The sequence below is a fragment of the Nocardia sp. NPDC049220 genome, assembly GCF_040647855.1.
In the GTDB taxonomy this organism is placed as follows: Bacteria; Actinomycetota; Actinomycetes; order Mycobacteriales; family Mycobacteriaceae; genus Nocardia.
In genome coordinates this window covers 429,786-444,917 of record NZ_JBEZDA010000002.1, presented here as the reverse complement: position 1 = coordinate 444,917, position 15,132 = coordinate 429,786, and the positions used below count along the sequence as shown (strand labels likewise).

General features: G+C 65.6%; 11 protein-coding genes. All 11 read right to left on the bottom strand.

What is annotated here, in order from left to right; genetic code table 11:
- Positions 1 to 105 precede the first annotated feature (105 nt).
- The 11 genes from AB0C34_RS09145 to AB0C34_RS09095 all read right to left on the bottom strand — a co-directional run bounded on the left by AB0C34_RS09145 (position 106) and on the right by AB0C34_RS09095 (position 15,082).
- Positions 106 to 1,113, bottom strand: a complete 1,008-nt coding sequence (locus AB0C34_RS09145; RefSeq protein WP_357070085.1) for an LLM class F420-dependent oxidoreductase — start codon at positions 1,111 to 1,113, stop codon at positions 106 to 108.
- Positions 1,114 to 1,335: 222 nt separating this feature from the next.
- Complete coding sequence (locus AB0C34_RS09140) at positions 1,336 to 2,301, bottom strand: cutinase family protein (RefSeq protein ID WP_357069162.1); 966 nt, start codon at positions 2,299 to 2,301, stop codon at positions 1,336 to 1,338.
- A gap of 17 nt (positions 2,302 to 2,318) precedes the next feature.
- Positions 2,319 to 2,831: a DUF732 domain-containing protein gene (locus tag AB0C34_RS09135; protein ID WP_357069160.1), complete on the bottom strand. Its 513-nt coding sequence runs from the start codon at positions 2,829 to 2,831 to the stop codon at positions 2,319 to 2,321.
- Between the two features lie 650 nt (positions 2,832 to 3,481).
- A complete protein-coding gene (locus tag AB0C34_RS09130) occupies positions 3,482 to 3,715 on the bottom strand; it encodes a hypothetical protein (protein ID WP_357069158.1) in 234 nt (77 codons plus the stop codon).
- Positions 3,716 to 4,372: 657 nt separating this feature from the next.
- Positions 4,373 to 6,175: an alpha/beta hydrolase-fold protein gene (locus AB0C34_RS09125; RefSeq protein ID WP_357069156.1), complete on the bottom strand. Its 1,803-nt coding sequence runs from the start codon at positions 6,173 to 6,175 to the stop codon at positions 4,373 to 4,375.
- 254 nt (positions 6,176 to 6,429) lie between these two features.
- Complete coding sequence (locus AB0C34_RS09120; RefSeq protein ID WP_357069154.1) at positions 6,430 to 7,470, bottom strand: alpha/beta hydrolase family protein; 1,041 nt, start codon at positions 7,468 to 7,470, stop codon at positions 6,430 to 6,432.
- A gap of 1,500 nt (positions 7,471 to 8,970) precedes the next feature.
- Entirely contained in the window at positions 8,971 to 10,032 is a 1,062-nt protein-coding gene (locus AB0C34_RS09115; protein WP_357069152.1) for an alpha/beta hydrolase family protein, read from the bottom strand.
- Between the two features lie 300 nt (positions 10,033 to 10,332).
- Entirely contained in the window at positions 10,333 to 11,397 is a 1,065-nt protein-coding gene (locus tag AB0C34_RS09110) for an alpha/beta hydrolase family protein (protein WP_357069150.1), read from the bottom strand.
- A 236-nt stretch (positions 11,398 to 11,633) separates the two neighbouring features.
- Positions 11,634 to 13,571: a flagellar motor control protein ZomB gene (gene zomB / locus AB0C34_RS09105; RefSeq protein ID WP_357070083.1), complete on the bottom strand. Its 1,938-nt coding sequence runs from the start codon at positions 13,569 to 13,571 to the stop codon at positions 11,634 to 11,636.
- 22 nt (positions 13,572 to 13,593) lie between these two features.
- Entirely contained in the window at positions 13,594 to 14,520 is a 927-nt protein-coding gene (locus tag AB0C34_RS09100) for a decaprenyl-phosphate phosphoribosyltransferase (protein ID WP_357069148.1), read from the bottom strand.
- Between the two features lies 1 nt (position 14,521).
- Positions 14,522 to 15,082 carry a phosphatase PAP2 family protein gene (locus AB0C34_RS09095; protein WP_357070081.1) on the bottom strand — a complete coding sequence of 187 codons (561 nt, stop codon included), beginning with the start codon at positions 15,080 to 15,082 and terminating at the stop codon, positions 14,522 to 14,524.
- Between the last annotated feature and the right edge of the window lie 50 nt (positions 15,083 to 15,132).

The window sequence follows — 15,132 nt, the reverse complement described above, 5'->3', positions numbered from 1 at the left end:
GGGTGCTCCAAGCGCAGAGCCAGCCTGCAGATTTGTGCGGTCTGCGCGGTGACCGCTATCGGCTAGATGTACTCAAACCAGGGTTATGTTACAGAGAAGACCGGCTCACTCATCCCGCAGCAGGGGGATAACCGGAGCGAACGCGTCCATCTGGGTGGGAAAAACACCTACGTACGACATCGACGTGAGTTGGCGCACACGTCGGATCTGCTCCGCGATCTCCTCGAAGGTACCGATCGCCACGTAGGGCGAGTTCAGGATGTCCTCGACGGACAGCTGAACATCCACCTCGAGATTCGGGTGAAGTCCCCGCTCCAAGGCCGACAACGCCATCTCCGCGGTCTTCTCCCGATCGTCGGTGATCACGACGGCGGTGATGGCCCAGTTCAGCTCGATGTCGGCGAACCGGTCACCGGCGGCCTCCTTGATCAGGTTCACCTTTTCGATGGCCTTCTCGATGGTGATGCCGGAGAGCAGGCCCTTGCCGTTCTTGGTGGTGACCGGAACGACGGAGACGATGTCGGCGTGCTTGGCGGCCAACCGCAGCATCTTCGGGCCGCCACCGCCGGTACAGATCGGCGGGCGCGGACCTTGCCGCGGCCGCGGCGTGCCCTTGACGCCGCGCACCTGGTAGTGCTTGCCGTCGAAGGTGCACTCTTGGCCGCGCAGCAGCACGTCCAGGATGGTCAGCGCCTCGTCCAGTTTCTCGAGCCGAACGCCGGGTGACTCATACGGAATGCCCGCGTTGTCGAACTCTTCCTTGATCCACCCCGCACCGAGGCCGACCTCGAGTCGGCCCTTGGACAGCACGTCGATCGTGGCCAGGTCCTTGGCCAGCACTACCGGGTGGCGGAAACCATTCGCCAGCACCGACGTTCCCAGCCGAATCCGATCGGTGGCCTGGGTCAGTGCGCCGAGCGCGGCGATCGGTCCGATCTGCTCACCGAGGTGATCGGGCACGACGAAGGTGTCGAAGCCGTACTCCTCGGCCTGCTGCGCCGTCTGGACGAACTTGCGGGCGCCGCCCTCCTGCTTGTTTCCCTCGCCCGCGGCCGCGAAGCGGAATGGACGCAGCGGAGTGCCCAACGCGGTCGACGCCGCATCCGCGGTCAACGCAGCATCCGCTTCACGGCTCGCCGTGGTGGCCGGTGCGGCGGCTTCTGTCATGAACTCATGCTCCTGGCTGTGAGGAAATTCGGGCGCGACGCCAACCAGAGGGGTGCCTGCGGCGTTGCCCGGCGTCGCGATCACCAGCGCACTTTACAGCGTGCCGACCCACTCGAGTTGCGCTTGTCACGCCATCGGTCTGCGGGGCATGTCACGTGCCGTGAATTCTCACGAGTGCGGCGGACGCGGTGCCGCGTCGATGAGACCGTCAGCCCAGGTGACCGTCCACTGTGTCGCGGTGGTGCCGTCAGCGTCGACCACGAAGTTCTTATAGAGACTGTGCACCGGATTGCCCACGGCACTGGCCAAGGTGGTCAGACTGCCGACGATGTTCCATGGGTTCAATGCCTCCCGCGGTGCGTCGCAGATCAGGTCGCCGGGCGCGCAGATCGTATAGGTGCGGCCGGCCAGCGAGCCGAAGCCCCCTTGACGCGGACCGGTCATCACGATGCCGGGCACGTTCAATCCCCGCAGCGCGACTTCGGCGCCCACCCCCGGCGGAGGCGTACCGATCTGAATCGCCTGTCCGGGCCCGACATCGCCGGTGCGCCGCCCGTCCGCGATCAGCGTCACCCCTAGGACGAGGTCGGCGGGTACCGGCCCGTTGTTCGCGCCGATCTGCGCGGCGACGTCGCCCGCGATCACCGCGCCCTGGGAGAACCCGGCGATCACATAGGTGGTCAGCGGACACTCCTTATTGCGGTCGGCCATCGCGTCGACCATCCGCTTGGTGCCCTCGGACCGACTGTTGTTATAGGACTGCTGACCGTCCGGCGGGATCGCGATCGGATTGGAGAACTGCGCGACATACGGGACGGTGTACACATCCAGCCGTTCCGGCGAATACTGGTCCCCGACCGGGCCGGACACGTTGAGCATCAGCGAGATGGGGTTCGCGGTCGGGTTGTGCGGATCGTCGTTGCTGTTCGACTCCCAGGTGCCCGGCACCGAAATCATCTGCACATCGGGACAACTCGCGGGCTGCGAGGTCGGCCGCTCCGGCGGCTTCGGTCCAGGCACCGGCGGCCGCAACCGTCCCGCGAGGAGATACCACAGCAGCAGAACGACGACGATGATCAGCACGACGACGCCGATCAAGATCAAACATCCCGCCGGCTTCGGCCGGCGGGACATCGAACGGCGGCGCGCATTCACTGGCAGTACGTCGCCTTGGCGGCGGAGATGTAGATCTGCCCGGCCCGCTCGACCGGCATCTTCGCCGGATCGAAGGATGGGTCGGAACCGGCCATGGCATTGACGAAGGTCATCAGATCCTGATCGGACGCGCCGGAGGCGGTGCCCTGGCAGACGTACGCGCCGATGCTCAGTGCGATGTCAGGGGTAGACGGGGTGATGCCCTGTTTCTGCAGTTCGTCGAGGAACCGCTTGTCTTTGTCGGTGAACTTCGACGTGTCCACCGGCGGTGCGGCCTCGGTCGGCACCGGCAAAGGCCGCTCGGGAGCGACCGTTTCCGTGGGCGGCTGCTGCTCCGGCGCGGGCTGTCCCGGCGCAGGCTGTCCCGGCGCGGCAGCACTGGTCGACGAGGCGGCCGGCTGCGTCGCCGTCGTGGTGGTGGTGCGGCTAAGCGTTGGCGTACTCGAAACAGTCGAATCATTGTCGCCGCACGCGGCGAGCAGGCCGGTCGCGGCAATCGCCGCAGCCACGGCAAGTACCTTTCCACGGGTCCGATGCATGAATTCTTGTCCTCGATCTGTTCGCGAAGCGGGTCGGGTCGCCCACCAGGCTAGCTGTGTCTAATTGGCAGCGCCTACAGCGCTGCGTGTTCACGGCCCCTGGGGGGCTCGCGGGCCGCGAACGGGGAATGCTCGGTCTCGCTGACACGAGAACAGTGGTGACCAGGGGTTGGTGACGATATGCGGGGTCGATCCGTCGTTGTTGTAGTGATCACAACCCGCAACCACGCACCAACCGCTACACAGCACATTCCCCCACCCACGGCGGAGCGCGCAGCGCCCCTGAACAGCTTCGCTCGGAAACGGGGGTGAGGTTTTTCGGTTCGGTGAGTGACGGTGTCTGCTCGGGCTGGGCGCAGCGGCTGCCACACATCTGGCCCAGGCCCGGGTCCGGAAGGGGTGGTCGCCGCTGTTGTGCGCTGAACGGTCGGCTGTGCGCCTGCTGCTGCGCCTCGGCCAGTGCCTTCGGCAGCAGAGTGTCGATGCCACCGAGCGGCACACCGAGAACCGACTGCAACACGTGGAGCGGGTCATCGCGCCCAGGCCGGCGCGCAGGACTTGCGCCGCCGCCGACGAATCGTCGGTGACCGACCGAGCGCGACCACACCGAGCGGGAGCGGCTATAGGTTGTACCGGTGCGCCACCCGTCCCGCGAGGTCCAGGGCGATGGCACAACAGTCGGTGACCTGGATGTTCTCCCAGTTCACCGAGCTGCCCATGCTGGAGCCCAAGGCGGGGTTCGCGGCGATCGCCTCGACATTGCCGACGTCGAGCCAGACTCGGACCCAACTGCCCGACGAATCGGCCCGCATCAGCTCGACCAGCGACTGCTGCGTGTTCACCGGGTCCGACATCAGCCGCACGCCGGCCGTGCGCGGGTCGCCACCATCGAATGCAGTGCCGCTCCGTCGGGCAGGCCGGTCATCGCTCGGCCTCCCGACCAAATCGGCCCCATCCCATGCCGGGTTCCCTCTTCGGTCATCGTGCGGCCGGAAAGGACCGAAGCACCGTAGTGATCCCTGAACTCCAAACGCCTTATGGAGAGTCGGGATTCGGGATCGGTCATTCCAGAGCCGCCTTCTGTGGCGATATCGGCGGATCTCGGTTCGTCGAGCACCCCGGGCTATTCGACAGTGGGTAAGTGGGTTGGTTGCTGGTCGACCGACCGCGAGCGAAAGGCCAGCGATCGACCGGCAAACTGGATCGATAGGTTATCTGCGCCGAATGCGCCCCGACGGAAAGGCTTTTCCACCGGATCCAGATAGGACCAGGGGTAGCGGGCGAGTCGGTGAAACGTCCACGGCCGCTCGTCGTCCACCGATGTGATCGATGCGTTGCGCGCGGCAACGCGACCGTCCCGATGGGAGTGCTGTGCGGGCATCCCCACGATCGCGACAGCGCCCACTACCGCCGTGACCTATCCCCGCACCTGTAGGCCGCTCTGAACCCCGAGCGGTAAACGCCGCCGGCCGTGCTCGACGCACCGTGCCCGGATCACACCTGATCCTGGTTCACATGCTGTGCACTTCCGGTTTGCCGTCGCGCACGGTGATGAATCCGGCTTGGAAGTTCTGCTGGACGCCATCGGGGATGGGGAACTGGTCGCTGATCGGGTAACCGAGTTTGCCGTTCTCGTAACCGGCTTCGCGCCAAGCATCCATGACCGGGCCGTTCTGCACCGCCCAGACTCCCGACACCGGACTCCAGTAGAGGTTGCCACCCTCGAATCCGATGAACCGGCCGAGATCCTTCAGCGGCTGCTCCTCGACGAGTGGGAACCCTAGCCAGCTGTTCTCGTAGCCCATCTGGGCATACTTGCCAAGGATCAGACCGTGGACATGATGCACGCCGGTTTTCTCGCTGTAATAGAACGGCCCGTTCTCGAACGCTTGCACCGCGCCGTCCCTGTTCGGCGTCTTGACCTCCGGTGCGATCGGGTAGCCCGCCGGGCAACGCTCATAGCCTTGCCTGCCCCACTCCTGCAGAATCGCGCCGCGCACCACCTGCGCGCCGGTCTGCGGGGTCCAGTACAGCGAACCGTTCTGGAAATCCTGCAGCGTGCCGCGACCGTCCGGCAGCGGACGCTCGCCGCCTGCGGGCAGGCCGAGCGGTCCGACCGACCCCATCGCGGCCTGATAGCCGGCGCCGATCGCGCCGCCCACCGCGTGCGCACCGCTGCTCGGCGAGAAGAACACCCGGCCCCCCTTGAAGTCTTGGGCCACTCCGCCGGACACCTGATACTCGCCAGTGACACACTCGCCGAGCCAACCGTTCGCGGCGAGCACAGCGCCGATCGCGCCGCCCGCCTCGCAGGCGAGCTTGCCTGAGTCGACTCCGAGCGCGCCCGCGGCCTGCGGCCAGGATTGGCGCATCTCGAAGTCCCAGTACGGCCAGGAATGCGTGCCGGACGCGCGGTAGTTCACCTGAGCTGGAACAGCCAGATCACGCAGTTTGGTCACAAAGTTCTGCGAGGTGAGCCGGGACAGGATTTCCAGGCCCATGCCCGCGTAGTTCGTGCTCACACCCGGGATGCCGGAAGCCTGGTCGTAGAGACCGGGCGCGCCGCTGCCGCTGGACAGGTAGAGGCTGATCCCGTTCAGTTTGTCGGCCAGTTCGTACGGGTCATGCTCCGCCCACTCGCGACTGGTCGGCGGCCCCCACATGGCGGCCGAGTCGAATCCGCCCGCATCGCGCATCGCGAACTGGATGGCCTGCGGCATACCCAGTGTCAAAGTAGTCAGGAAACCGGAGTAGGACGCGGCGTACTTCACGAAACCGGGATTGCGGGCGGCTAAGAACATGGCGGCCGTGCCGCCCATCGACAAGCCCTCCATGCCGCGTACGTCTGTTGCTCGCCACTGGCTCTCCAACAGCGGCGGAAGCTCCTTGGTCAGGAAGGTTTCCCACTTGTAGTTATGGCCGTTGTTCGGTTCCAACCAGTCGGAGTAGAAACTGGACTGGCCGCCGACCGGGAGTACGACGGTGACGTTCTTGTCAGCGAAGAAATCGACCGCGCCCGCGTCCTTGGTCCACCCGCTCTCGTCATTGGCGGCGCGCAAGCCGTCGAGCATGTACAGCACCGGAAACCTGGCGTCCGGGCGGGTGTTCCAATCCCTGGGCAGCAGCAACTGCACCTGGATGGGCACGCCCATCGACGGCGAGGCAACCCACAGCGCGACCCGGCGGGCGGTGAGCCACACGACGTTCTGCACGATCGGCGGAGCAAGGGCTGTGGCGGCGGGCTGAGCGGCGGACGGAGATTCCGCGGGCAAACCAGCAGCGAGCGGCAGCGCCATTGCGATCGACAGCAGCATGAGCCGTCCGCGGGCCGGACGAGCGCCGCGACGTTGGCGTCTCCCCCAGGTACCACACGCAATCCCTGCCACAAGAGCTTTGTACTCCGGCGGTGGCGATGTTTCGGGAAGACACGCGCTGGGCTGTCTTGAATGCAAGATACGGAGACCGCGCATATCTGGCAAACACTCACGGGCAGGGAATCGACCGACCCCTGGACACGACTCAGGCCGCACCGGAATCGGTGCGGCCTGAGTGCGAGACGCTAACTAGATCACCAGGCGCCGGTGGCGTCCAGGATCATGTTGCGCGAGGCGAACAGTTCGCCTTCCCAGTACTTCCAGGAGTGGGTGCCCGCGGCCGGGAAGTCGAACCGCGCCGGGATACCCAGCGAGTTCAGGCGGACCTGGAACGCGCGAGTGTTGACCAGCGAGAGGGCTTCCAGCGCCATCGCGTTGCCGGTGTTGAACAGGCCGACCGCCGAGTTCGGCTGGTCGAACTGACCCGGCAGGCCGCTGGCCGCCGAGATGTACATCGGCAGGCCGCGCAGCTGCGGCGCGAACACGAACGGGTCCATCCGCAGCCACGCCGGGCTCCACGGTGCGGCCATCGAATCGACATTGAACCGACCGGCGTCCAGCATCGCGATACGGATCGCCTCGCGCATACCCGGCGCGGAGATGTTCAGGTATCCCGAGTAGGAGCCGGCGAACTTGAACTGGTCGCGGTGGTAGGCCGCGAGGGCCAGCGCCGCACTACCGCCCATGGACAGGCCGATGACCGCGTTGTTGTTGCGCGAGACACCGTAGCCCTCCAGGAAGGCCGGGAGTTCCTTGGACAGGAACGTCTCCCACTTGTAGGTGGTCTTCTGGCCGTTCAGGTTCGACGGCGCGTACCAGTCGGTGTAGAAGCTGGCCTGGCCGCCGACCGGCATCACCAGGGTGATGTTGTCATTGGCGAACTGCTGCATCGCGTTGGTTTCGAACGACCACGCATTGCGGTCGTCGCGCGCGCGCAGACCATCGAGCAGGTACAGCGCGGCGTTGCCGCCACGCGATGCCCACTGCACCTGGACCTTGATCGGGCCCATGCTCGAGGGGACCATCAGGTCCTCGTAGCCGCCCGCGGGCGACCGAAGCACCGGCGTGTGTACCGACGGCGCCGCGGTGGCAACAGTCGGGGTCGCCAGCCCGGCGGCGATCGGTAGCGCCAATACTGCGGCACCGACAGCCAGAATTCGATTACGCCAACCACGAGGTGCGCCTCGCCGTACCGACTTGATCCTCGTCGGCGCGGCCGCCCTGCCGAAACGCATGAATCCTGCTCTCTTTCTGCTGTTGTGGTGCCGCTCGCAACCCCGTCGGGGTGGAACAGCACCCGTGCTGCCAACGAGACACACGTCACAGGAAACCGGATCCCGACATTCCGGTACCAGCGCCGCCGCTACAACGATCTGGTCACACTTACGCTCGCTGGACGATATTCGACACCTCTCGCCTAAGCAAGCGCCTAAGCAAGGTCGGGGCTTCCGAGTGGCCGAAATCCGCCCGTCGCAATATGTGATGCTGCGGTGACCCTATCGCGTTCTCGCGATGATGTCGTGTTGGAACACAAGATATTCCATTCCTGGCGGGAACTGTCCTGCGCCCCTCGATTCGCCGACCGCACATCCCGCGGCCCGGCGCCTGTACCAACCCACCAAAGGTGGCCGAAGACCGGTTTGCTCGGTCCGCGACTATCCGGCCGGACCGGAAATGCCCGGATGCTCATGGATACGGGTACCGCCGACGCGATCTGACGCTATCCCGCCGGTCTGGTTGCCGATCAGCGAACACGGTCCGTCGAGCACACCACCAACGGAATTCAGCAGCCAGATCCTGGTTCGCCACCGGGACCGAACGAAGGAGAATGGGTCGTCGCCCAGCTGGCACAAGTCTGCGCGCCGCCCACCTGACGGTGATGCCGAATCCGAGGGTATCGAGCAAGGGCAGGCGCGTATTGCCTCGCTCATACCGGCCGCCGAAATGCGCGCAGAGCCGGAATACGGACCCACATAGCGGAATCGGGCAGGGTTGACCGTCGGAATGAGCGCGGCGCCGACCGGCCCCTCCGTCGCCATTCGGATTTGCGCTCCCGCCGAGCGTGTGGTCCTCAGTTCGGACGGTGGGTCGGAAAAGTCTCCGGACCCGCGGTTCTGCTTTGTCACTGACGTAACCTGCCAGGATTCGGTCCGAATTGCAGTCGGATCGACCACCTTCCGGAGCAACACATCGGCATTCCACTGCTGCCGCCCGAGGGGATCATGGCGGTGCTGGTCCAGCCGCTCGAGTTGTCGCGCTCGGCAGGAGCCCATCTCTACGACAGGTGTTGCCGTCAGCACCGCGGCGCACGGTTCCAATCCGCTCTGGCAACAGTTCCGCACACCCCGCCTGCTCGCATCCCCTCGACCCTTCGACCGCGTGATCGTGACTGTCACGCATAAGGATCGATATCCGGCGCCGATGGCTTCATTCGAACCGAAGTTCCTACCGCTATCGAGCGAACAACCATCTCCGGCACCAGCACCGACGAGGACAAGAGAGCACGACGCCGACCGCGCCGCGTACGGCACCGCGTGGTTGCTCGCGGACGCCGGCGCACCCCACAAGGGCAGCACAGATGACTCCATCGCCCCGACCTCGGCCACCAGCGTGGGGTCGACCCGGCGATTACCACCGGAACCCCGATCGACAACTGGACCATCCCGGGACCTGTGTGCGTCGACAAGCCGCCCGGCGCGATGTAGTACCGGGCATGCTTGTCGGCGCGAAATTCGTCAGCCGATATTCACCGACAGATCCGGAATCATGTGGAGGGCCTCTTCGGACCAGTTGTTCCAAGCATGGACACCGGTGGACGGGAAGGAGTAGACGGCGTTGTTGCCACCCAGCGCCGACATGCGGGCCTGGAACGCCCGGGTGTTCGCCAGCGCCAGCGACTCCAACTCCATTCCGTTGAGGGTGTTGAACCCCGGCGGGTCGTTGGCCGTGGGCAGACCGCTCGCCGCGGCGATCCACAGACGGGTGCCGTTGCGGACCAGGTTGGGCGCGAAGACGAACGGGTCCATCCGCAGCCATTGTGGGCTCCACGGTGGCGCCATCGAGTCGACGTTGTAGCCGCCCGCGTCCAGCATGGCCACACGGATGGCCTCACGCATTCCCGGCGCGGAATTATTGAGATACCCGGAGAACGAACCGGCGAAGCTGAACTGATCCGGGTGATAGGCGGCCATCATCAGCGCGGCGCTGCCGCCCATGGACAAGCCGAACACGCCATTACGGTTCGGGTTGAACCCGAGTCGGTCGCGTAGGGCCCACCTCAGGTTCTCGGTCAGGAACGTTTCCCATTGGTATCGATAGCTCTTGCCCGGCCCGCCGGCGAAACCGTTCAGTCCACCGGAGCCGGTGCTCGAGCCATTACCTGCCGGGACGCCGAAGAATTCACTCGGCGCGTTCCAGTCGGCGTAGAAACTGGACATGCCGCCGACCGGCATGACCACATTGATGTTCTGGCTGGCCAGCGCCTCGGGGATGCTGGTCTCGATTTCCCAGCCGTTCAAGTTCTCGGGGGCCCGCAGCCCATCCAACGCATAGACGACACGGTTGGTATTACCGTCCGCGGCGCGCAATATCCGCGACTTGATCGGCCCCATTCCGGAATCGACCCAGAAGTCGAAGGCCGCCGGATTGAACGCCGCCGTTGCGGTGGCGCCGATACCGAGGACCGTGCTGCCCAGCGGCAGCAACATCGCTACTGCGATACCGAGAACCGATTGCCGCAGCCACGAACCTGGTGTTCCTGACCTACCTGGCCTGCGTTTCCAGCGTGCATTTCGCATCACACTCGACCTTTCGCTCGGGCGGCCGGGTCGGCAAACATCTAGCGATCTTTACCGAGGCCCTCATCGGGCACGGAGGTGCGCTACCCGCCAAGAAATAGGCGTATTGACCTCTGTGCATGTTCTCCGTGCATCAATCGGGAGCAAATGCCTCCATGTTGCTGGAAAGTGATCCCTGCCACAACTACCGAAGCAGGTTTTCGCTTGAGATTCGTTGTCGACGAAGCCGTGGACGACTGCGGAAACGCAAAGACCGCCCGGCGCATCCGCGGCGGGCGGTCTTTGCGGAGCTCGGGACGGCTATCCGATGTTGGCCGAGAGGTCCGGAATCATCCGATAAACCTCATCAGCCCAGTAGTTCCAGTTGTGGACACCGACAGCCGGGAAGTCATAGGTCACGTTGCCCGCACCCAGCGACAGCATGCGGACTTGGAACGCCCGCGTATTCGCCAGCGCCAGCGCCTCCAGGCCCATCGCGCTGAGTGTATTGAAACTCACACCGTCCGTCGCGCGCGGCAGACCGCTACCGGCGGAGACCCACAGTCGGGTGTTGTTGGCCTTCAGCCGCGGCGCGAAGACGAATGGGTCCATTCGCAGCCACTGCGGGCCCCACGGCGGCGCCATGGCGTCGATGTTGTAGCCACCGGCGTCCAACATGGCCACGCGCAGCGCCTCGCGCATGCCCGGCGCCGAGATGTTCAGGTAACCGGAGTACGAACCGGCGTATCGGAACTGGTCGGGATGGTAGGCAGCCAACGTCAGCGCGGCGCTGCCACCCATGGACAGACCGAACACGCCGTTTCCGTTCGGATTGAACCCGAGCCGGTCGCGCAGAGCCTTACGCAGGTTGTCGGTGAGGAAGGTTTCCCACTTGTAGGTGCTGCTCTTGCCCGGCCCGCCGGCCGAACCGGTCAGCAGGCCGGAGCCGGAGTTCGCCGACCCGGTCGACGAGGAGCCCGCACTGCCCAGACCGAAGAAGTCGCTTGGACCGTTCCAGTCGGCGTAGAAGCTGGACGGGCCGCCGACCGGCATCACGACGTTGATGTTCCACTTGGTCAGCTCACGCACGACCTCGGTGTCGATCTCCCACCCGCTCAGGTCGGTGCGGGCGCGCATACCGTCCAGCGCGTACACGACGCGTCCGGTGTTGCCGTCGGCCGCGCGGAAGACGCGGGACTTGATCGGTCCCATCGAGGAATCGACCCAGAAGTCGAAACCATCCGGATTGAACGCGGCGGAGGCGGTAGCGGCAGGGCCTGCCACCGACACCCCGAGCGGTAGCAGAACAGCCAGCGACACCAGCATCGAACGCTTGAACCAGGATCCTGCTCTTCGAGTATTCAGACGCCCGATAACGCCTCGCATCAGATTCGACCTTTCGTTCACGGCGACAGCGGAAGCCGTCCACACGATATCCCGCCGATCCCCACAATCCGTGGACGCCCGGCCGGGCGTACGGACGCAGCCTAGCGCGACATCGATACAAGGACGTTATCAAAACGAGACAAAGCGGCGCACGCCACTTTATCCAATCTCACCAAGTGGGACAACTGGGCCCACCGTGCACGGTGGGCCCAGTGTGGCTGATGGGAACAGAATACTCAGCGCGGTGCGACCGGCTGCGGGAACGGATCGGTCAACCCGCAACGCTGGAGCTCGTATTTCGGCACCCGATCCATCCGGTACTCAGCGAACCGCAGCGCGTTGCGCAGGTTGTGCCGGAAGCGATTGAAGGTGAGCGGATCACGGTAGGAAATCATCAGTGCTTGGGTGTCCGGGCACGACATCGCGACGCGTGCCTGCGCGACCCACTTCTCGTCCAGATACCACGGCATCCACGGTTTCTTGTCCACCATGCCGGTGTCCACGATGACCCAGTCCGGGTACAGACTCTTGTCGTGCCCGATCCGGCCGTCGACGAGCCGGTCGGTGTGTGCGGCCAGTGGATAGGCCAATCCCATCTGGTCGATCACGTGGACGTTCAGCGGAACGTTCATGCTGGTCATCCCGAGGTTCAGGAAGTAGACCGTGTGGCCTGCGCCGCCCGCGGGGATGGGCTGCGGTGGTGGAGCGATATACCAGAACATGAACGACGGAGAATTGAGCAACAGCCCCCCGTTGGGGGTGGCCGCGATGTCGTCGACCATCGGGCGGATACGCGGGTAGTCCAGATAGTCCTCGGCCAGGATCGGGTGATTATGGCCGGTGTTGAGCACGTAATAGACGCGCTCGTCGACGATGCCGGTCGAAGTGATCTTGGTGCCGGTCTTGATCGCCGTGGTATTGGCCGCGAACAGCGCCCAGCCCGCGGTGCCGACGAGCGCGAACAGCAACACGGCGAACGACCAGTCGCCGGCTGGCACCGCACGCAGGCCACCTTCGGGCAGCCGGATCGGGATCACCGCGACCGGAAGCAGCAACAGGAACAGCTGCGGCAGGAGCATGCGGCCGTGCATGAAATCGCCGCCGACCCGCAGCGCGTACACGGTCAACAGGAAGCCGCTGACAAGCATGAGGGTGACCACCGCGCCCGGTGAGCGCAGCCATACCCGTATCCGGTACACCGACCTGGCGGGCATCTCGTCCCGCGGGGCGCGGTGGCCCGCTCCCGCCGGCCTCCGATCGGCGCGAGCACGTGCGGCGACCACACCGGCGATGAGCAGTACCAGCAGCGGCACCCACAGGAAGTACGGCCCGACCAGATTCCACAGGTAAGTGAAGCCCTGGCCCCATTTCGCGCCACCCGCGTCCTTGGCGACGGCGGTGTTCGGGTATGGCAGGCCGTAGTAGCCCATCCGCCAGATCTGGTACCCCAGCGGAACCAGACCGGCCACCGCGACGATTACCGCGCGCAACACGATCGGGCGCAGCCTGTTCTCCGGCATGGGCGCCAGGAAGATCATCAGCAGTGCGAGCGCGCCGACCAGCGTCATCTCCGGACGGATCAGTGGTGCGAGCCCGGCGAGGAAGACCAGGCCGAGCAGACCGGGCAGCCGAACCGACTTGGCCTGACTCCACCGCATCAGCTGCCACCAAAGCAAGCCGATCCAGCAGATCACCAGACCGCTCTCCAGACCAGAGGTGACATAGTCCCTGGCCGGGGGCAGCGCGATGTAGACGAGCACCCCCGCGGGCAGCAGCACGCCGGACCAGGTCCCGCCCCACAGGCGGGACGAGCCGAGCATGGCGAACACCACCGCGGCCAGCGACACCGTCAGCGCGACGCCGAGCACAACGTACTCGAGTCGGGCCTGGGTCAGCCAACTGAAGAACCAGACGAGGTAGGTCCATGCGGTACTGGTGTTGGTTTCGACACGCTCGCCCTCGTTGAAGACCGGACCGTTGCCCGCGAGCAGATTGCGCACGGTGCGCAACACGATCAGGCCGTCGTCGGCGATCCAGCGGCGCTGCCAGCCGCCCACCGCGAAGAGGGCAACGGTGAGCGCGATCCCACCGACGAACGTGGCCTTGGATAGGCGCGCGACGCGCGACGCGGAGCGTGCGGGCTGATCGGACCGCTGCTCCCCCGCATATTCCATTCGCTCCGCTACCAGTGTGTCGTCAGGTGAGGTAGACAGCGACACCTACCGCTCCGATCCAGGCGATTGCGAGGAACTGGAGGATACGGTCCCCCAGGGCGATCTCTTCGGGTTCGCCGGCTCCGCCGCCGTCGACGTCGACCGCGTAACGCAGGATCGCGATGGTGAACGGGACCATGGAGATCGCGAACCAGTTGGTGTCTTTGATGCTGTCCTGTTGGAACGCCCACAGCCCGTAGAACACTACGACCGCCGTCGCGGCCAGGGTCCAGATGAAGCGCAGGTAGGTGGGCGTGTAGTACTCCAGCGACTTGCGAATCTTGGCGCCGGTACCCAGTGCGATCTGTAGTTCCGCATAGCGTTTACCCGCCGCCATGAACAGCGAGCCGAAGGCCATGATCAGCAGGAACCACTGCGAGAGTTCGATATTCGCGGCGGCGCCACCGGCCACAGCGCGCAAGAGGAATCCGGACGACACGATGCAGATGTCCAGCACGGCCTGGTGCTTGAGACCGAAGCAGTAGGCCAGCTGGATGCCGATGTAGACGGCCATCACGACCGACAGATGCCACGACGCGAGCAACGACCCTGCGATCGACCCGGCCAGCAGCACCGCGGCGAGCAAGTAGGCCAGATTCACCGGGACGATGCCCGCGGCGATCGGCCGGAACCGCTTGGTCGGATGCGCCCGGTCGGCCTCCACGTCGAGCGCGTCGTTGACCAGATATATCCCCGAAGCCGCCATACAGAACACCACGAAGGCGATGCCGACCGGCGCGAGTACGTCCACGTTCGTGGCCGTGCCCGCGGCCAGCGGCGCGGCCAGCACCAGGACGTTCTTCACCCACTGCCGCGGCCGGACAGCCTTGAACAAACCGCCTGCCAGCGTCTTGGGCGGCCCCTTGACGACGGCCTCGGCCAGGTCGGCGCCGGTCGGCTCTTCACTCATGTCAACCAAGGCTCTTTCTTGTGCGGTCACTACCAAGTCTCTTTTCGGCGGCGAGCAGGGCGGCGGCGGACGCGGCGCCGAGCGCGGAACCGGCGAGCACGTCAGAGGGATAGTGCACCCCGAGAACCACCCGGGAAAGCAGCATCGGGGGAACGAGCACCGCAGGCAAGGGTAGCCCGGTCAATCTGCCGAGCAACACGGCCGCCGCCGTGGTCGAGGTCGCGTGCGAGGACGGGAAGCTCAATTTGCTCGGCGTACTGACGTTGACCTGCACCGACGGGTCGTTCGGGCGAGGCCGCCGGACGATGCGCTTGATGACGATCGAGGCCGCGTGCGCCCCGACCGCGCCGACCGCGACCCCGGCCCACTGCCTGCGCCGCGGCTTGTCCACCAACCAACCCGCGGCGGCGATTGCGACCCACCCGAGCGCGTGCTCGCCGAAGTGCGACATCCCGCGCGCCGCGGAGACCACGGCGGGCTTGTTGCCGAGTGTGGCCTGCACCGCGTTGATGACGGCGACCTCGGCCGGCGCCGGTCTGTCCGCCGCCGGTTCCGCGGACACCGGTCCGCCGTGGCCGTTCGCGCTCTGCGGCGGCCGGGCCACCGTCGCGT

Coding starts and splice junctions, on each gene's coding strand:
- AB0C34_RS09140 (WP_357069162.1), bottom strand. CDS start 2,301: ATGTCCCGCCGGCCGAAGCCGGCGGGATGTTTGATCTTGATCGGCGTC.
- AB0C34_RS09130 (WP_357069158.1), bottom strand. CDS start 3,715: ATGTCGGACCCGGTGAACACGCAGCAGTCGCTGGTCGAGCTGATGCGG.
- AB0C34_RS09125 (WP_357069156.1), bottom strand. CDS start 6,175: ATGCTGCTGTCGATCGCAATGGCGCTGCCGCTCGCTGCTGGTTTGCCC.
- AB0C34_RS09120 (WP_357069154.1), bottom strand. CDS start 7,470: ATGCGTTTCGGCAGGGCGGCCGCGCCGACGAGGATCAAGTCGGTACGG.
- AB0C34_RS09115 (WP_357069152.1), bottom strand. CDS start 10,032: ATGCGAAATGCACGCTGGAAACGCAGGCCAGGTAGGTCAGGAACACCA.
- AB0C34_RS09110 (WP_357069150.1), bottom strand. CDS start 11,397: ATGCGAGGCGTTATCGGGCGTCTGAATACTCGAAGAGCAGGATCCTGG.
- zomB (WP_357070083.1), bottom strand. CDS start 13,571: ATGGAATATGCGGGGGAGCAGCGGTCCGATCAGCCCGCACGCTCCGCG.
- AB0C34_RS09100 (WP_357069148.1), bottom strand. CDS start 14,520: ATGAGTGAAGAGCCGACCGGCGCCGACCTGGCCGAGGCCGTCGTCAAG.